The organism is Kribbella sp. NPDC050124 (genome assembly GCF_044460355.1).
In the GTDB taxonomy this organism is placed as follows: Bacteria; Actinomycetota; Actinomycetes; order Propionibacteriales; family Kribbellaceae; genus Kribbella.
Window position 1 is genome coordinate 23,072 of record NZ_JBITJU010000007.1, and the last position, 17,325, is coordinate 40,396.

17 protein-coding genes are annotated in these 17,325 nt (G+C 69.6%); 3 read left to right on the top strand and 14 right to left on the bottom strand.

Annotated elements, in window-relative coordinates:
* Positions 1 to 3: 3 nt before the first annotated feature.
* The 3 genes from ACIBL3_RS18245 to def are packed head-to-tail and all read right to left on the bottom strand — an operon-like array spanning position 4 to position 2,854.
* Entirely contained in the window at positions 4 to 1,383 is a 1,380-nt protein-coding gene (locus ACIBL3_RS18245) for an RsmB/NOP family class I SAM-dependent RNA methyltransferase (RefSeq protein WP_396354570.1), read from the bottom strand.
* Positions 1,380 to 2,309 carry a methionyl-tRNA formyltransferase gene (fmt, locus tag ACIBL3_RS18250; RefSeq protein WP_396354571.1) on the bottom strand — a complete coding sequence of 310 codons (930 nt, stop codon included), beginning with the start codon at positions 2,307 to 2,309 and terminating at the stop codon, positions 1,380 to 1,382. Before fmt ends, ACIBL3_RS18245 begins: the two co-directional genes overlap by 4 nt.
* On the bottom strand, positions 2,306 to 2,854 hold the full coding sequence (gene def, locus ACIBL3_RS18255; RefSeq protein ID WP_396354572.1) for a peptide deformylase: 549 nt from the start codon (positions 2,852 to 2,854) through the stop codon (positions 2,306 to 2,308). Before def ends, fmt begins: the two co-directional genes overlap by 4 nt.
* Before the next feature lie 302 nt (positions 2,855 to 3,156).
* Between def and ACIBL3_RS18260 the strand changes: the two genes are divergently transcribed.
* Complete coding sequence (locus ACIBL3_RS18260; protein WP_396354573.1) at positions 3,157 to 4,119, top strand: C39 family peptidase; 963 nt, start codon at positions 3,157 to 3,159, stop codon at positions 4,117 to 4,119.
* Between the two features lie 4 nt (positions 4,120 to 4,123).
* Positions 4,124 to 5,236 (top strand): hypothetical protein, encoded by a 1,113-nt coding sequence (locus ACIBL3_RS18265; protein ID WP_396354574.1) that lies wholly within the window; start codon positions 4,124 to 4,126, stop codon positions 5,234 to 5,236.
* Here ACIBL3_RS18265 and ACIBL3_RS18270 read toward each other — a convergent pair.
* Together ACIBL3_RS18270 and ACIBL3_RS18275 are read right to left on the bottom strand one after the other, a co-directional pair.
* Positions 5,229 to 5,849 carry an HAD family hydrolase gene (locus tag ACIBL3_RS18270; protein ID WP_396354575.1) on the bottom strand — a complete coding sequence of 207 codons (621 nt, stop codon included), beginning with the start codon at positions 5,847 to 5,849 and terminating at the stop codon, positions 5,229 to 5,231. The two genes, ACIBL3_RS18265 and ACIBL3_RS18270, sit on opposite strands and share 8 nt — an antisense overlap.
* A 36-nt stretch (positions 5,850 to 5,885) precedes the next feature.
* Complete coding sequence (locus tag ACIBL3_RS18275) at positions 5,886 to 7,097, bottom strand: MDR family MFS transporter (RefSeq protein ID WP_396354576.1); 1,212 nt, start codon at positions 7,095 to 7,097, stop codon at positions 5,886 to 5,888.
* Positions 7,098 to 7,169: 72 nt separating this feature from the next.
* Between ACIBL3_RS18275 and ACIBL3_RS18280 the strand changes: the two genes are divergently transcribed.
* Complete coding sequence (locus ACIBL3_RS18280) at positions 7,170 to 8,159, top strand: helix-turn-helix domain-containing protein (protein WP_396354577.1); 990 nt, start codon at positions 7,170 to 7,172, stop codon at positions 8,157 to 8,159.
* Between the two features lie 25 nt (positions 8,160 to 8,184).
* On the opposite strand, the gene ACIBL3_RS18285 is transcribed toward ACIBL3_RS18280, so the two are convergent.
* The 9 genes from ACIBL3_RS18285 to ACIBL3_RS18325 form a co-directional block, all read right to left on the bottom strand.
* The gene (locus ACIBL3_RS18285) at positions 8,185 to 10,209 is read right to left on the bottom strand and encodes a primosomal protein N' (protein ID WP_396354578.1); all 2,025 of its coding nucleotides are present in this window, start codon (positions 10,207 to 10,209) and stop codon (positions 8,185 to 8,187) included.
* 94 nt (positions 10,210 to 10,303) lie between these two features.
* Positions 10,304 to 11,497 (bottom strand): methionine adenosyltransferase, encoded by a 1,194-nt coding sequence (metK, locus tag ACIBL3_RS18290; RefSeq protein WP_360530479.1) that lies wholly within the window; start codon positions 11,495 to 11,497, stop codon positions 10,304 to 10,306.
* Between the two features lie 198 nt (positions 11,498 to 11,695).
* The gene (locus tag ACIBL3_RS18295; protein ID WP_396354579.1) at positions 11,696 to 12,811 is read right to left on the bottom strand and encodes a winged helix DNA-binding domain-containing protein; all 1,116 of its coding nucleotides are present in this window, start codon (positions 12,809 to 12,811) and stop codon (positions 11,696 to 11,698) included.
* 193 nt (positions 12,812 to 13,004) lie between these two features.
* A complete protein-coding gene (locus ACIBL3_RS18300) occupies positions 13,005 to 13,952 on the bottom strand; it encodes a type IV toxin-antitoxin system AbiEi family antitoxin domain-containing protein (protein ID WP_396354580.1) in 948 nt (315 codons plus the stop codon).
* Positions 13,953 to 14,148: 196 nt separating this feature from the next.
* Positions 14,149 to 15,366 carry a bifunctional phosphopantothenoylcysteine decarboxylase/phosphopantothenate--cysteine ligase CoaBC gene (gene coaBC / locus ACIBL3_RS18305; protein ID WP_396354865.1) on the bottom strand — a complete coding sequence of 406 codons (1,218 nt, stop codon included), beginning with the start codon at positions 15,364 to 15,366 and terminating at the stop codon, positions 14,149 to 14,151.
* 120 nt (positions 15,367 to 15,486) lie between these two features.
* Positions 15,487 to 15,789 carry a DNA-directed RNA polymerase subunit omega gene (gene rpoZ, locus ACIBL3_RS18310; protein WP_360530471.1) on the bottom strand — a complete coding sequence of 101 codons (303 nt, stop codon included), beginning with the start codon at positions 15,787 to 15,789 and terminating at the stop codon, positions 15,487 to 15,489.
* A gap of 3 nt (positions 15,790 to 15,792) precedes the next feature.
* Entirely contained in the window at positions 15,793 to 16,404 is a 612-nt protein-coding gene (gmk, locus tag ACIBL3_RS18315; protein WP_396354866.1) for a guanylate kinase, read from the bottom strand.
* A 71-nt stretch (positions 16,405 to 16,475) separates the two neighbouring features.
* On the bottom strand, positions 16,476 to 16,790 hold the full coding sequence (gene mihF, locus ACIBL3_RS18320; protein WP_132320042.1) for an integration host factor, actinobacterial type: 315 nt from the start codon (positions 16,788 to 16,790) through the stop codon (positions 16,476 to 16,478).
* A 127-nt stretch (positions 16,791 to 16,917) separates the two neighbouring features.
* The gene (locus ACIBL3_RS18325) at positions 16,918 to 17,292 is read right to left on the bottom strand and encodes a hypothetical protein (RefSeq protein WP_396354581.1); all 375 of its coding nucleotides are present in this window, start codon (positions 17,290 to 17,292) and stop codon (positions 16,918 to 16,920) included.
* Positions 17,293 to 17,325: the final 33 nt, after the last annotated feature.

Below are 17,325 nucleotides of genomic sequence, written 5' to 3' on the forward strand. Positions count from 1 at the left end.
CCGTCAGGTGGTCCGCCTGATCAGTGCGAGATACATCGCATCCGTCCCGTGCAGGTGCGGCCACAGCTGCACGTCCGGCCCGTCGCCGAGGTCGGGCACGCCGGGGAACAGGTCACGAGCGTCCTCGAGGGTGGCGTCGTCGCGTCGCTTGAGTACGGCGTCGACGACGGCGCGGGTCTCGTCGGGGTGCGGTGAACAGGTGACGTAGGCCACCACGCCGCCCGGGCGGACCGAGGTGATCGCCGAGTCCAGGAGGTCCTCCTGGAGTGGCCGGAGCTCGATGACGTCTTCCGGCGTACGGCGCCAGCGGGCTTCCGGGCGACGGCGGAGCGCACCGAGACCGCTGCACGGCACGTCGGCCAGCACCCGGTCGTACGACGCCGCCGGCCAGGTCGGCTTGGTCCCGTCGCCGACCAGAACCTTGTGCTCACCGGGGATCGCCCGGAGGTTGGCGCGCACCAGCTCAGCCCGATGCTTGAGCGGCTCAACCGCCGTCAGCCGACCGTCCCGCTGATTGACCAGCGCCGCAAGCAACGCCGACTTCCCGCCAGGACCAGCGCAGAGGTCGAGCCATTTGCTGTCCGAGCCGTCGACCGCCGCCGTCGCCAACGCGGTCGCCACCAGCTGCGACCCCTCATCCTGAACACCGGCCCGCCCGGTAGCCACAGCCTCAATCCGCCCCGGATCCCCGCCGCTGTGCAGCACAGCCGCATACGGCGACCACCGAGCCCGGCCGGCCCCCGCCTCAACCAACTCATCCACCTCAGCAACCCCCGGCCGAGCCACCAGCGTCACCCGAGGCGGCTCGTTATCAGCGTCGAGAAGCGCTTCCAGATCCCGGTCCAGCACCTCGGCGAACGCCTCGATCACCCAGCGCGGGTGGGCCTTGGCGATTGCCAGATGGCCGAAGCGGTCTTCTTCTGCGGGTGGGGCTACGGCGTCCACCCATTGGTTCAGGGTGCGTTGGCTGATTTTGCGGAGGACGGCGTTGACCAGGCCGCTGCGTTTTTGGCCGATTTCGGTGCGGGTGAGGGTGACCATCTCGCTGACGGCGGCGTAGGAGTCGACGCGCATCCGGAGCAGCTGGTGGGTGCCCAGGCGGAGGAGGTCGAGGAGTTCGGGGTCGAGGTCGGCGAGGGGGCGCGACACGCTGCGGGCGAGGAAGGCGTCGTACGTGCCTTGCCAGCGGAGGGTGCCGTGCACGAGCTCGGTGCAGAACGCCGCGTCGCGACCGCCGAGGCGTTGTTCCCGGAGCGCCTTGTTGAGCGCGAGATTCGCGTAGCCGCCCTCGGCGGTGACCTGCCGGATCACCTGGTACGCGACCCGGCGTACCCGATCCGGACGTCGCTGCGGTGCCCGATTACGAGGTGACCGATCACTCACGCGGACGGTCCCAACCGGTCCTCGTCGGTGAGGCGGACACCCCGGGCCCAGTCGGCCGCGGCCATCGGCTTCTTGCCCTGCGGCTGAACCGTCACCAGCTCGACCGCCTTGCTCCCGGTACCGGCCTTCACGCTCGACTTGGTCGCCTGCAGCTCACCGGGCTTCAGCTCCTCGTCGGTCAGCCGTACGGCGAGCACCTTCAGCCGCTCGCCTCGGAACGTCGTCCACGCCCCCGGCGCCGGGTTGCAGCCGCGCACCAGCCGATCGACCCGCTGCGCCGGCGCGCTCAGATCCAGCGCGGCATCGTCGACCGTGATCTTCGGCGCCAGCGTGACACCATCCACCGGCTGCGCCCGAGCCTCGAGTACGCCGGCCTCGATCCCGTCCAGCGTGTCGACCAGCAGCTTCGCCCCGGACACCGCCAGCCGGGTGAGCAGATCGCCGGACGTGTCCTCGGGACCGATCGGCTCGGTCAGTACGCCGTACACCGGGCCAGCGTCCAGCGCCTTCACGATCCGGAACGTGCTGGCCCCGGTCACGTCGTCCCCGGAGATGATCGAGTGCTGCACCGGCGCGGCACCCCGCCAGGCCGGCAGCACCGAGAAGTGCAGGTTGATCCAGCCGTGCTCGGGGATGTCCAGGGCCGCCTGCGGCAACAGGCCGCCGTACGCGACGACCGGGCAGCAGTCCGGGGCGATCTCGGTCAGGCGGGCCAGGAACTCCGGGGCGCTCGGCTTGACCGGCTTGAGCACCTCGATGCCGAGCTCCTCGGCGAGCTGGGCGACCGGCGAGGCAACCAACTTCCGGCCGCGGCCGGCGGGCGCGTCCGGACGGGTGACGACGGCAACCACTTCGTGGCGGCTGGCAACGATCGCCCGCAGCGCGGTGACGGCGGGCTCCGGGGTCCCGGCGAAGACGACTCTCACAGGCCGAACCCCGTTGCTCCGTGCGGTGAGACCTTGACCGTCGGCATCCCGCCGAGGCCGGACCAGTCCGCTTCGCGGATCGCCTTCATCGCCTGCTTGCGGGTGTCGGTGTCGAGCCGGTCGATGAACAGCACGCCGTCCAGGTGGTCGGTCTCGTGCTGGATGCAGCGGGCGAGCAGCTCCGACCCCTCGATCACCACCGGGTCGCCGTACATGTTGAAGCCCTTGGCGATCACCGACAGCGCGCGGCGGCAGTCGAAGGTGAGGCCGGGGATGGACAGGCAGCCCTCCGGGCCGAACTGCTCCTCCTCGGACAGTGTCAGCTGCGGGTTGACCAGGTGCCCGAGCTCACCGTCGATGTTCCAGGTGAACACGCGCAGCCCGACACCGAGCTGCGGGGCAGCCAGACCCGAGCCGGGGGCTGCCACCATCGTGTCGGTCAGGTCCTGGACCAGACGGCGCAGCTCGGCGTCGAAGTCGACCACCGGCTCCGCCTTGGTGGTCAGGACAGGGTCGCCGAACAGGCGGATGGGTGTGACCGACAACAGACTCTCCACAGCGTTCCACGGACCGGGACCCGGCAATTCTAGTGCGCTCGGCCGGTGGGTCTGGACGGGAGGCCCTCTCCCCATTGTTGCCACAAGCACGTACTGTGGTCTCAGGCGTACCTACAGTCACAATCGTCACACGCCCAACGGGAGACCCAATGCCCACAGCAGCACGGGGGGCAACTCTGATCATCCTGGGTGCACTGCTGACCCAGGCACCCCTCACAGCCTTCGCCTCTGCGCCGAGTGAACCTTCCACGCCGGCGTCAAACCCCGCCGCGCGCTCCTGGAGCGACCTGGTGGAGCAGGTCACCGAGACCTCGCCCGACGACCTCGAGCTGCGGTCCGCCGACAGCTCGGCGCAGGCGTCGTCGATCCTGCGGTGCTTCAAGCTCGAGGAGGAGAACTACTGCCTGGGGCTCGGCTTCGTGGACCAGGTGCCGAGCGGGGCTCAGGTGCAGGAGATGCTGGCGCCGCCAAGCGTTCGCGCCGACGGGGAGGTCGGGGTCGAGGAGGACATCCCCACGGGTGATCTCACGCCCCAGGCGTTCGTGGCCGATCGGGCGGCGATGACGAAGAGCGTCCGGGTGAACGCCGAGCTCGACGAGATGCGGGCCGCCTGGGACGGACGCGACAAGGCTCGCGCCTTGCGGCTGCTCGACGCGACAGGTGCGACCGCTGACACCAGGACCCGCGCGGAGGCGGTGAAGCTGCCGGGTTCGTCGTACGTCATGAAGGGCTTCCAGACCTCGCAGGAGAAGGGGTACTGGTGCGGTCCGGCGACGTTCCAGTCGATCGACTGGGCCGACGACCAGCAGCGCGACACCCAGGCGTCCTGGGCCAAAGACCTCGGCACCACGTCCTCCGGTACGGCGATCACCGCGATGGTCAAGCAGACCAACCTGAAGACGAACTGGGACCTCGCGGCCGGCACCTACATCGTGCAGAGCGTCGGCCACTGGAACGCGCAGAAGTTCTTCACCGTGCACCAGAACCACCTCGGCGACGGGCAGCCGGCGCCGATCATCGAGCACACCCAACTGCTGAAGCGCTACTTCCCGTACCTGGCGTTCAACCACAGCGGCCACTACCAAGTGGGCCGCGGCTACGACAAGGCGAAGGGCACGATCGCGATCTTCGAGGTGTTCAACGAGCGCCGGTTCAACAGCCGGGGCAACGTGACCGACGGCCCGAAGAACATCCCGGCGACCGCGCTGTTCAACGCGACCCTGGCCAACTCCTTCCAGAACATCGGCCTCTGACTCGATGCGCCGTACGCCACTGGTACTCCTCGCCGTCGTCCTGCTCGCCGCGGGCTGCTCGTCCAAGCCGGAGAGCACGAGCAGCCCATCGAGCACGCCGGCCAGTCCCAGCGAGACCCCAACTCGGTCGATGGACAACAGTCCGCCGAAGTGGACGAAGGTGCTGCGCCAACCGGTGAACGGGCTGCACCTGGTCACCCAGCAGCGCAAGTACGTCGTCACCCGCGGAAGCGACGAGGCCGGCATCACGACCGTGACAGACCGGACCACCAAGAAGGTCGTCGTCCGGCACGTCCCGGCGTCCGGGTTCGTCGCCCAGTCGCCGGTCGTGATCGACGACCGCTGGGCGCTGATCGAGGACATCCGCTCGGACGGCCCGAACCCCGAGATCAAGATCTTCCGCTACGACCTGACCACCGGACGCCCGGCCGGCCTCGGCCGCCTCCCCCAGGTCTCCGAACCGGAGATCGGCGCGTACGGCGGCACCTTCGCCTACAGCTCGACCGACGCAAAGAACCGGTCCTGCCTGATCGTCGCCGACCTCGCGACCCTGGAGTCACGCATCGTCGGCTGCGTTGCGGCTCCCGGGTACGTCGCGGATCCGGTGGTCTCGGCCGACACGGTGACGTTCAGCGAGGTCGCCGCGCCGGAGACCAGTCGCCGCTGCAAGCGCATCCTGGTCGCGTCGCTGTCCGGCGGCGCCGCCCGTCCGGTGCCTGCGGCAACCAACTGCCTGCAGTGGAGCGGCGCCTCGTTGAGTGGTGCGACGGTCTGGTCCGAGGTGGCGGCCTCCGACCCGGATCAGTACCAGAGCAAGGCGTACGTCCGTGAGTCCGCCGACTCCCCCGCTCGGGCGCTCGGCGTGATCGTCACCGACACGATCATCGCCTGCGGCCACTGGATCTTCTGGGAGACCAGAACCGTAGCCGACGGCAACGAGGCCTACCAGATCAACCGCTGGCGCCCCGGACTCCCGCAACCACAGCGCAGCTACACCGGCAAACCCGGCACCGCGCTGACTCCGCTGACCTGCCAGGACGACACCGTGTACGTCGAGGCCGCCCAACTGGCGACGACCCCGTCGTACACCGAAACCTTCTCCGCGCCGGCTACCTGAGCGGCAGCCCCCGCGCGAACAACTGCTCCCGAAGCGTTGCGGCGCCGGTGAACAGTTCGGCGTCGAGGCCGACTGCGCGGGCGCCGTCCACGTTGTATTGCACGTCGTCGGTGTAGAAGGTGCGCGTGGCGTCCAGGCCGAACCGCTCCAGCAGGATCCGGTAGATCTTCTCGTCCGGCTTCACGGTCTGCTCGACGCCGGACACCACCTCGCCGTCGAAGCCGGTCAGGACCGGGAACGTCTCCTTGGCGATCTCCCACTTCTCGGCGGAGAAGTTGGTCAGCGCGTAGTTCGGGATGCCCAGCTCGCGGAGTTCGGTGACGAGCTCGACGGTGTCCTCGAACAGACCCTTGACCATCTGCAGCCAGCCGGTGTCGTACGCCTCGATCCACTCGGTGTGCTGGGGGTGCAGCGCGGTCAGCTCGGCGACCGCCTCCTCCCACGGCCGGCCGGCGTCCTGCTTCTGGTTCCACTCCCGCGTCGTCACCTCGGTCAAGAACCAGTTCCGCTGCTGCTCGTCCGGGATCAGGTCGGCGTACAGGTAGTCCGGGTTCCAGTCCAGCAGCACCCCACCGATGTCGAACACCACCACGTCGATCGTCCGCTCCGTCATACCCGCAACCCTATGCGAACGCCGCGGCCGGTCACCTTACGCGGAGGCTGCGTTCGCGGCGGCTCGGGTGTGCAGGGCCGGGGCCAGGGTGAACTGACCGATGAAGATCAGCACGCCCAGCAGCGCACAGCCGAGCCAGGTGGCGGTTGGGCCGAAGGATTCCAGTGCGTTGGCGCCGGCCAGGGGCCCGACCACCGCGCCGACACCGAACGCCATCCCGGACATGCCCATATACCCACCGCGCAGGTCGACCGGAGCGAGGTCGGCGAACACCGCGCCGATCACCGCGGCGAACCCGATCTCGCCAATCGTCCACACCACGACCGACAGCCCGTAGCCCCACCAGTCGTGCACGACCGCGCCGAGCCCGAAGCCGAGACCGACGACCAGCATCGACGCGGCGAGCAGCTTGGGCCGATCGAACTTCGCGAGCCACTTGCCGAGGAATGGCTGCACCAGCACGATCACCACGCCGTTGAGCGCGATCACCAGCCCGTACGTCGAGGACGGCAGACCGTCGTCCGCCATCGCCAGCGGCAGGGTCGAGTACCCCTGGAAGTAGATGGTGGCGTAGCCGATCTGGAGCAGCACCATCAGCAGGAACACGGTGTCCCGGAGTGCCACCGGCAGCAGCGGGCGGCGGGACGTGCCCTCATCCAGGGCTGGGCGCGTCTCCGGGACCATCATCCAGATCACGAGGCCGGCGATCACCGACGTACCGGCGTTCAGCCAGAAGAGCAGGCCGTAGCCGATCGAAGCCAGCACGCCCGCGCTCACCGTCGAGACGGAGAAGCCGAGGTTGATCGCCCAGAACAGCAGCCCGTACGCGCGAACCCGCTCGCCCGGCTGGAGCAGGTCGGCCACCGTCGCCTGGACGGCCGGGCGGAACAGGTCACCGAGCAGGCCGACCACGAACGCGGCCGCCCAGATCATCGCCATCGACCGGGCCGACCCCAGCAGGATGAGCGCGGCCGCAGTCCCGAAGAAGCACGCCAGCATGGTGACCCGGCGGCCGACCCGGTCGGCCAGCCAGCCGCCGACGAGCTGCGACAACACCGAGCCGGCGCCGACCGCGGCTGCCACGGCGCCCGCCGTACCGGCCGAGAGATGACGGTCCTGGGTCAGGTAGAGGACGAGGAACGGTTGGACGAAGCTGCCGAGCCGGTTGACCAACTGGCAGACCCAGAGCGCCCAGAACGCCCGCGGCAGCGCGCGAGCAGGCGTGTCGACAGCGGCGATTGCACTCATGACGACAACTCTGAAGGCTGTCCGGTGAACTGTCGACGATTAGTCCCAGGACTAATCGGCTAGGCTGGTGAGGTGATCACGATCAGGTTGAACGCCGAGGACGTGGGTCGGATCCGGTTCGCGCTGTCGCCGGTCTGGGAGGCCGTCACCAGCGTGCGGGCGCTGAGCAACCATCCGGCGCGCAGCGTGCACGGCCCGTGGATGCAGAAGGTCTGCCCGATCATCGAGGGACCGGACCTGACGTTGCTGAAGGCCCTCATTCCACCGGTCGGCTACATCCCGGACTTCATCACGCCGGCGCCGCCGCGCCGAACCACCAGCCTGGAGTCCGGCCTGGCCGCGATCGCCGCCACCCCGCACCACCTGGTCACCGACGAGATCGCCAAGCTGCACCATGAGACTCCGCACCCGCTGCTGCCCGACCTGATCGCCCACCCGGCCAAGGCCATCGACCTGATCACGTCGTCGCTGGAGAGCTACTGGCGGCGGGCGATCGAGCCGGACTGGCGGCGGATGCGGTCGCTGCTGCAGGAGGACCTGGCGTTCCGGCTGGACGAGTTGGCGGCCGGCGGGATCGAGCGGCTGTTCCGCAACCTGCATCCGTCGATCTGTTTCCGTGTCAGCCGGATCGAGATCGACCGGCCGTTCGCCTGTGACGGCGAGCCGATGGCCGGGCAGGGCGTGCTGCTGGTGCCGAGCGTGTTCAGCTGGCCGGCCGGCCTGTCGGTGACCGCGGCGCCGTACGTGCCGACGATCACCTACCCGCCTCGCGGCCTCGGACGGCTCTGGGAGGACCGGCAGGACACCACCGACTCACCGCTCGCGGACCTGGTCGGCCGGACGCGCGCGGCGATCGTCAGCCACCTCGACCTGCCGATGTCGACCACGCACCTGGCCCACCAACTCGGGGTGTCGGCCCCGACGCTCAGCGTGCACCTGAGCATCCTGCGCAGCGCCGGCCTGGTCGACTCCCGCCGCGACGGCCGCACCGTCCTCTACCACCGCACCTCACTCGGCACTCAACTGCTGACCGCAGCCACGCCTCTGGCGTCTACCGCTTAGTCCCTCAGCCGGGGCTCGACCCGACCTAGCCGAAGCTTGGTGGATCGACCTGGACCCGCACCGAACCCGGGTTCTTCTTCGTCGTGCGCGCAGACTGAGCTTCCTTCAAGGCACGAGCGAGCGCCGACCCCGCCGCCCGCGGCGTGCGAACAACCGCCCGGACCGTCTCGTCGTCAACATCCACCGGCCCGAGCACCTCGAGACCAGCAGTTGCCGGAAGCAACTCTCGAAGCCGCCCGATGAGATCGTTCACCGCCTCGGACGGGCCGGTGAGCTCCGCCAGCTTCGCCGCCGGCGCCAGCCGGGCAGCCCGCCGCTCCTCCACTTCCCGAGCCGCAAACCCCTCCGGACTCCACCGCACCACCGCCTGCAACGGCAACGCAGACGGCTCACCCACCAAGATGACCGTCCCGCTGTGCCGCACCAACGCCGCCGCGTTGAACCACCGCCGCACGGCCTCCTCCGGCGCCCGCAGATCCGGTCGAGCCAGCATCAGCCAGGTGTCCAGCAGCAACGCCGCGCTGTACCCGCCTTCCGCGACTGGCTCGGCTCCCGGTGTGCTCACGATCAAGGCCGGCTTGTCCGGTACGACATCGAGCACGTTGTCGCCACCCGACGTACGCACGACCAATCCGGGAAACGCCCGGCCCAACTCCTCCGCCGTACGACGAGCGCCGACAACAGCAGCGCGCATCCGGGTGTCACCGCACTCCGGGCACCGGTGATCGGTCGCCGGCCGGCCGCACACGCTGCAACTCGCCGGACCCGATCCGCCAGTACGGCGCAAGGTCCCGCCACACGTCGTACACCGCGAAGGAGCCCGGCAGGTCTGGCACACCAGGCTCGGCAGATACCCCGCCCGCGGCACCTGGACCAGCACCGGCCCGGACCGCAGCCCCTCCCGCGCGATCTCGAACGCCCGGTGCGGCAACCGCGCCGCGCGAGCCCCCGGATCACGGGCGAGATCGGTGTCGGACTCCCCCGCGATGTGCACCGCGGGAGCGGCAGCCCGGATCGTCTGCCGGTCAGCGATCAGCTCCGCCGCGAACCCGGACTCCAGCAGCGCCGCCGCCTCGGCCGACCGCGCGAACCCACCGAGCAACGCGGCACACTGCTGCCGATAAGCCCGCAGCAGCAGCACTTCCCGGGCATGCGGGTACGGCGCGCGCGGCTCGGCGTACGAGTCGTCGCCGTCGTCCCACAGCGCGACCAGCCCGAGATTCGCCACCGGCGCGAACGCGGCCGCCCGTGTCCCGATCACCACCCGCGCGCATCCCCGCAAAGTCGCGAGGAACGCCCGGTACCGAGCCGTCGGCCCGAGATCCGCCGACAAAGTGACGAATCCGGTCTCGCCGAGCACCGCCGTACAGGCCGTGGCCAACCGCTCAAGATCCCGCGCATCCGGCACCAGCAGCAACGCACCCCGCCCCGACGCCGCACACACTGCCGCCGCCTGCGCAAACGCGAGCGCCCAGTCAGCCCCCGGTACGGCGGTCCAGATCGCCCGCGGCGCCTCCGACCGGGCCACCGCATCAAGAAAACCAGGGGGGTACGGCGACCACTCGGAGCGCGACGTGGACACCGGCGGCCGTGCGGGCTGGTTGCAGCGCAGCGGCTCGCCCTCGACCTTCGCATGCCGCGGCGGGACGGCCAGGCGGGTCACATCCGCGAAGACCCCGGCGTACCGATCCGCGACGGCGCGGCAGAGGTCGGCGATCTCCGGCGTCAGCACCTGCTCCGGCGAGACCACCTTGCGGATCCGGGCCAGCTTGCCGTCGTGGTCGGAGGACTCGAGCCGCTCCAGCACGAACCCGTCCAGGTCCTTGCCGGCGAAGCGAACCTTCACCCGGGCCCCCGGCTGCGCGGCCTCGGCCAGGTCGTCGGGCACGAGGTAGTCGAACGGCCGGTCCAGGTGCGGCAGCGAGACGTCGACCGCGATCCGGGCCACCGGCAACGACGAGGTGATCTCGGCCGGCTCCTTGGTCCGGGACTTGCGAACGGTGTCCCGCAGCAGCGTCAGCTGCTCCGGGGAGTCTCCGTTCGATGTCACCGGAAAACTCTAGACGGCCGGAGCGACAGTCCGTGCGAATGCCGCGACCCGGCTGTGGACAACCGCCACAACCGGGTCGCCGGACAGACGTGCGCTACTTGTTGATCGCGGCCTTGAGCTCCTCGACCCGGTCGGTGCGCTCCCAGGTGAAGTCCTCGCCGGTGCGGCCGAAGTGGCCGTTGCGCGCGGTCTGGGCGTAGATCGGCCGGAGCAGGTCCAGATCCCGGATGATCGCGGCCGGCCGCAGGTCGAACACCTCGCGGACCGCGTCGCTGATCTGGGCCACCGGCACCTTCTCGGTGCCGAAGGTGTCGACGTAGAAACCGACCGGAGCGGCCTTGCCGATCGCGTACGCGACCTGGCACTCGACCCGGTCCGCCAGCCCGGCGGCGACGATGTTCTTCGCCACCCAGCGCATCGCGTACGCCGCCGACCGGTCCACCTTGGACGGGTCCTTGCCGGAGAACGCGCCACCACCGTGCCGGGCCATCCCGCCGTAGGTGTCGATGATGATCTTCCGGCCGGTCAGACCCGCGTCGCCCATCGGGCCGCCGATCTCGAACCGCCCGGTCGGGTTCACCAGCAGCTTGTAGCCGGTCGAGTCGATGTCGAACTGCTCGAGCACCGGGTCGACCACGTGCTTCTTGATGTCCGGGGTCAGCATCGAGTCCAGGCTGATGTCGGCCGCGTGCTGGCTGGACACCACGACGGTGTCGATCCGGACCGCCTTGTCACCGTCGTACTCCACCGTGACCTGGGTCTTGCCGTCCGGGCGCAGGTAGGCCATGGTGCCGTCCTTGCGGACCTCGGACAGCCGCGCCGACAGCCGGTGCGCGATCGTGATCGGCAGCGGCATCAGCTCCGGCGTCTCGTTCGACGCGTAGCCGAACATCAGGCCCTGGTCCCCCGCCCCCTGCAGGTCCAGAGCGTCCTGGGACGCGTCCGCGCGCGTCTCGTACGCCGTGTCGACTCCCTGCGCGATGTCCGCGGACTGACTGCCGATCGCCACGGTGACACCACAGGACGCGCCGTCGAACCCCTTGAGCGAGGAGTCGTAGCCGATCTCGAGGATGCGCGCCCGCACGATCCCCGGGATGTCGACGTACGCCGACGTGGTGACCTCACCGGCGACCACGACCAGACCCGTGGTGACCAGGGTCTCGACCGCGACGCGGCTCTTCGGGTCCTCGGCCAGCAGCGCGTCGAGGATGGAGTCGCTGATCTGGTCAGCGATCTTGTCCGGGTGACCCTCGGTCACCGACTCGGACGTGAACAGGCGGCTCGCCACAATTCTCCCTCGGATTCCTCTTGTGCCGCGCGACTGTGACCACGAACCGCAGCTACAACCGCACGATCCCCCCATGCACCGGCGGATGGCGATGCATCTTGGGAAGTATGCCAGCAGTTTCCTCCGGAGTCCCGGTGACGCTCCGAATCCATCCAGGATTCGAGATTGCTGATCATATTTTGGACACGAGGCACGGTTTCAGGCGTGCGGGCCGACCGTCACGTCGCCCAGGGTGAGTGCAGGTGTGCACTCCAGCATCGCAGCCAGCCGGTCCACCTCGGTGTCGAGCAGCCGGCGCCGGGTGCGGCTGAGGGAGATCAGCGACTCGACCGTGACGTGCACCTTCCGGCCGGACTTCTTGTGGTGCCAGACACCGGCGACGATGCCGTCGACCAGGAGCAGCGGGTAGTTGCCGGCCTGACCACGGGCGAGTGCGCGGGTGAACGCCGTACCCGGGAAGAGCAGCTCTCGCGGGAAGCTGCCGACGCCGTACGCGTCGAAGTACGGCAGCAGCCGGACACCGCGCACTGGGTCGTCCGTGAAGTCGCCGTCGCCCGGCGCGTGCCAGGCGGGTTCGCCGGCGAGCTCCACCTGCGGCAGGTCGGCGAAGTACGGCTTCACGAACGCCGGGCTGGTGTTGAGCCAGCGGGCGAACTGCTGCGGCGTCGCGGGACCGTAGGAGTACAGGTACCGATGCAGCAGCTCGGTGAACGCCTTGTCACCGGGCAGCGGCTCGAACGGCTTGAAGCGATGCGGGTTCGAGTACGTCGTCAGCCGCCCACGATTCGGTCCGTAGCAGAGGGCACCGGCGTTGGCGGCGTCCGGGATCACCTGACGCCAGCGCGGCCAGTAGGTCTGGAACGCGGGCATCACGAGATCACCGGCCCAGGCTCCGGTCCGCCGTACGACTTCCACTGTCAGCTCGTCGACGGTCAGGTCGTCGTCGGCCAGCGCGTCTCCGATCGCGACGATGATCTCCGCGCGCTGCTCGGGAGTCAGCCGCATGTACTCCGGCACCGGCGTCCCAGGCGGCAGCGCGGACAGTGCACCCGTCCACAACCGCAGATCGTCCAGCGGCAGCAAGTGCACGGTCCCCCGCGGCCCGAACGTCTTCACCAGCCCGTCCGCCTGCTGCACCGTCTCCCGGGTCGCCCCGTCGAGCCGGACCGCCACCGACAACTCCCCAGCCGACAGCACCTGCGCATGCGCCCCACACATAGCCCGTACGGCGTCCGCCGCCGAGCCGGCCGGATCACCGGCCAGATGATGCCGCCGCACCCGCCGAGCAACCACCGACCGCCAGCTGATCTCCATCCCCCGAAGCTAACCCCCATACCGGCCACCCCCTGACCGCCTCCCTCCCGAACCATTTCAGGGGAGATCCCCTCACTTTGCCCGTTCTCCCTCAGAATTCCGGCAGAGAACGGGCCATTTGCGGGGAGAACCGCGCAAATGCCGGGTGGGGGGCGAGGTGACCGGCCGGGGTGATGCGGTGGACGGCGGGGAGCTACGCGGCGCGCTGCGCGCGGTCGAACGCTTGCCTGATCCCGGCCACGAGGCGATGGGGTCGGTCGAAGTCAGACCAGACGGATCGGACGACTTGGAGCCCGAGTGCGCGTAGCCGGTCCTCGCGAATCTTCTCCTGCACAAGCACCTCGGGGGACCCTCCGCCGTACTTGATCCGGCCGTCGAACTCGACCACGGTTCGGTACTGCGGGAAGTAGAAGTCGACTCGGCCTATCAAGCCGTCGGAGTCGCGGAACTCGACCTGCAGGACGGGCACCGGTAGTCCGTGGTTGTGCATGAGGACGCGCAGGCGCGATTCCCCGACGGACTCCGACCGGGCGTCGCCGAAGCTCACCGCGGCGCGAGCAGTGGCACTGCCCGGCCAGAACTCGATCAGGCCAAGCAAACGGCGTACGTCGTTCTCGTCCATCGCGTGATCACGCAGCGCCGCGTCGACGCTGACGACAGTCGCCTCGAAGGACGCCGTACAGGCCGATTCGACGATGGCGCGAGCGACCGTGGTCGTCATCAGGCCGTCGACCTCGGTGAGATCGATCTCCGCCAGCCTGCCGACATGGTGGCGAACGCCAGCCAGCAGACCTCCGGCCAGCTCGTCCAGTCGTGTGACATGGACCTGCCCGAGCTCGCGCCCCCAGAGCGGCGCACCGTGCAACGCAAGCGCGGACTGATGGCTCACGGCGATCGCTCCGGACCGCCAGGAGTTCATCACGGCATGGACGAGGCGGCGGTGAACGTGCGTTTGCTGCTCCCACGGCGGAAGGGCGCTGAGGTCAAGGCTCTCGCAGTACTGCCCATGCCGAATCCGCACCCACCGACCGTCGGCGAGTCGACGGCGGATCTGCCCCGGCGTGTAACCGCTGGAGATGGCCTGGCGGCGCGCGAACACTCCACCTTGCCGCTCGGCGACAACCTTCAGCTGTGGGTTCACCCGTCGAGCATCGCTGCTAGGCGCCGCCCGCAACGCCGACTTCCGCAATCTGTGGACAACCCGCTTGAGGGGATCTCCCCCGAAGTTGCTCCTTCTCCTGTGAGCTTTCGTGGGGCGAAGGGGCAACTTGCGAGGTTCTCCCCTCAAATGGTCGTGGGCGGGGCGGGCACGGGTGGTGGGGCGCGGGTGGGTGGGGTTAGGGCCAGTGGGTGGCTACGAGGTTCCAGATGACGCCGGCCAGGGCGTCCTTCGAGCCTGAGGGGACGGGCAGGGCGTTGCCGTCGGTGTCGAGGATGACTGCCTCGTTGACGTCGCTGCCGAAGACCTTGCCGCCGGAGACGTCGTTCACCACCAGCAGGTCGCAGCCCTTGCGCTCCAGCTTGGCCCGGCCCAGCTCGAGCACGCCGTGCTCGGCGTCGCCGGTCTCGGCCGCGAACCCGACGATCACCTGGCCGGTGCGGCGGCGGTCGTGCGAGATGGTCTGCAGGATGTCCGGGTTCTGCACCAGGCTGACCGCCGGGACCGCGCCGTCGGCGGTCTTCTTGATCTTGTGCTCGGCGACGTCGGCCGGCCGGAAGTCCGCGGGGGCTGCCGCCATCACGATCGCGTCCGCGTCACCCGCGCGGCCGGTGATCTCGTCGTACAGGTCCCGGGCGCTCGTCACCGGGACGACCTGGACGCCGGCCGGGTCGGGCAGCTCGGAGTTGGCCGCGACCAGGGTCACCTTCGCGCCGCGGGCGGCCGCGATCCGGGCCAGCGCGTAGCCCTGCTTGCCGGACGAGGAGTTGCCGAGGTAGCGGACCGGGTCGAGGTACTCGCGGGTGCCGCCGGCGCTGATCAGGACGTGCTTGCCGGTCAGGTCGGCGACCGCCTGCCCGGCGGCCCGGGCAGCCTCGTCCGCGAGCATCAGCTGGCTGATCGCGAAGATCTCGGACGGCTCCGGCAGCCGGCCGCGACCGGTGTCGGCGCCGGTCAGGCGGCCGACCGCGGGCTCGAGCACAGTGATGCCGCGGGCCCGCAGGGTGGCGACGTTCGCCTGGGTGGCCGGGTGCTCCCACATCTCGGTGTGCATCGCGGCCGCGAACAGGATCGGGCAGCGAGCCGTCAGCAGCGTGTTCGTGAGCAGGTCGTCAGCCAGGCCGTGCGCGGCCTTGGCGATCAGGTTGGCCGTGGCCGGGGCGACCACGACGAGTTCGGCGGCCTTGCCGATCCGGACGTGCGGAACCTCCTGCGCGTCGTCGAACGGGTCCGCGGTCACCGGCTGGCCGGACAGCGCCGCCCAGGTCGCCGCGCCGACGAACTCCAGTGCGGCAGCGGTCGGCACCACCCGCACGCTGTGCCCGGACTCGGTCAGCCGCCGGAGCAGATCACAGACCTTGTACGCCGCGATGCCGCCACCGACCCCGAGCACCACGTTCGGCCGGTGCTTCACGGGAACGACAGAGTCCCCTGGGGCCGCGGGGGTCCCAGGGGTCTGATCTTCACCGGTTCCGGACATCAGCAGACCCCGTTCCCGGTCGTCATCGGGTGTCGGTTACGCGGACTTCTCCGCGGCGGCGGCTTCCGCCTCGGCCTCGGGGTCGATGTCGGTGCAGGTCAGCACGCCCTCGTTGATCTCGCGCATCGCGATCGACAGCGGCTTCTCCTGGACGTGGGTCTCGACCAGCGGACCGACGTACTCCAGCAGGCCCTCGCCGAGCTGGGAGTAGTAGGCGTTGATCTGCCGCGCCCGCTTGGCCGAATACAGCACCAGCTTGTACTTGGAGTCGGTGCGGGTGAGCAGGTCGTCGATCGGCGGGGAGGTGATGCCGATCGCGACGGGCTGGTTGCCAGACAAAGTTCAGCTCTTTCCAGGAACGGAGGGTGATCGGATCAACTTTACCAACTGATCGGCCGCCTCCCGAACCGAGGCGTTCACGATCGTCACGTCGAACTCCTTCTCGGCGGCCAGTTCCAGGGTCGCGGTCTCCAGCCGGCGCTCCCGCTCCTCGGCCGTCTCGGTGCCGCGGCCGACCAGCCGCCGGACCAGTTCGTCCCAGCTCGGCGGCGCCAGGAAGACGAACTGCGCCTCCGGCATCGTCTCGCGGACCTGGCGGGCCCCCTGCAGGTCGATCTCGAGCAGCGCCGGGCGGCCTTCGGCGAGCTTGTCCAGCACCGGCTGCTTCGGCGTCCCGTACCGGGCCGCCTTGTGCACCACGGCCCACTCCAGCAGCTCACCGTCGGCGATCATCCGGTCGAACTCGGCGTCGGAGACGAACAGGTAGTGCACCCCGTGCACCTCGGCCGGCCGCGGCTTGCGGGTCGTCGCCGACACCGAGATCCAGATGTCGGGGAACCGCTCCCGGATGTCCGCGGCCACCGTGCCCTTGCCGACCGCGGTCGGACCCGCCAGCACGGTCAGCCGGGCGCTCCCGCCGCCGGCGCTGCGGGGCGGGTCCTGCCGCGGAGCCATCGTCTCGTCCGTCCTGTGCGTGGTCATGTTCACACCAGTGTCCAACGAGCTAGCTAGCGTTTCGGTCTGGCTCACTCGGCGAATTCGCGTTCGAGGGCGGCGATCTGGTTGGAGCCGAGGCCGCGCACCCGCCGCGTCTCCGAGATCCCCGCGCGTTCCATGATCTGCTGGGCGCGGACCTTGCCCACGCCGGGGATGCACTGCAGCAGCGCACTGACCCGCATCTTGCCGATCACGTCGTTGGTCTGTCCCTCGTGGAGCACCTCCGTCGGAGACGCTCCCGAATGCCGGATCCGGTTCTTGATCTCGGCTCGTTCACGCCGCGCCGCCGCGGCCTTGTCCAGAGCCGCCGCTCGCTGCTCCGGGGTCAAAGAAGGAAGTGGCACCGTTTCACCTGTCCCGTTGTGTGGCTTCGCAAGGGAACCTAACACGGGTTCGGGCAGGTCACGGCGCAGGAGCGGCCGTCAGCCGGGCCACTCGGGCGAATCGATCGTTCCACTCACAGAGCGCGGCTCAGCTCAGCTGCGGCAGGTCCACCTTGCAGGAGTCCTTGGCGTGCGTGCTGATCGTCTTGTACGCCGTCATCACCGAGCTGGTCTGCTGACTCAGCCGAGCCAGCTCGACACGGTCCGTGCCCGCGGCCTTGGCCTTCTCGGCGAACGCCACCACGACGCCCCAGTCGTCCTTCACGTCGGCCGGCGCTGAGGCCTGCACCTTCTTGGCGTCCTCGAGGATCTTGGTGTAGTCGGCCGGGTTCTGCGGGTCCACGTTCACCGCGTTCGCGGCGTACCCGGCGAGGTCGACGCAGTAGGCCTGCTCCTCGGTGCACGCGGTCAGGGTGGCGGTGCCGGCGATCAGCGTCGCGGCGACGGCGAGTGTGCGCTTCACAGCTCTCATCATCCTCGGGGGTCGGGAGGTCGG

Excerpts from the sequence above, each read along its gene's own strand:
- ACIBL3_RS18265 (WP_396354574.1), top strand. The coding sequence starts at position 4,124 with ATGCGCCGTACGCCACTGGTACTCCTCGCCGTCGTCCTGCTCGCCGCG.
- ACIBL3_RS18270 (WP_396354575.1), bottom strand. The coding sequence starts at position 5,849 with ATGACGGAGCGGACGATCGACGTGGTGGTGTTCGACATCGGTGGGGTG.
- ACIBL3_RS18275 (WP_396354576.1), bottom strand. The coding sequence starts at position 7,097 with ATGAGTGCAATCGCCGCTGTCGACACGCCTGCTCGCGCGCTGCCGCGG.
- gmk (WP_396354866.1), bottom strand. The coding sequence starts at position 16,404 with ATGGCTCCGCGGCAGGACCCGCCCCGCAGCGCCGGCGGCGGGAGCGCC.
- ACIBL3_RS18295 (WP_396354579.1), bottom strand. The coding sequence starts at position 12,811 with ATGGAGATCAGCTGGCGGTCGGTGGTTGCTCGGCGGGTGCGGCGGCAT.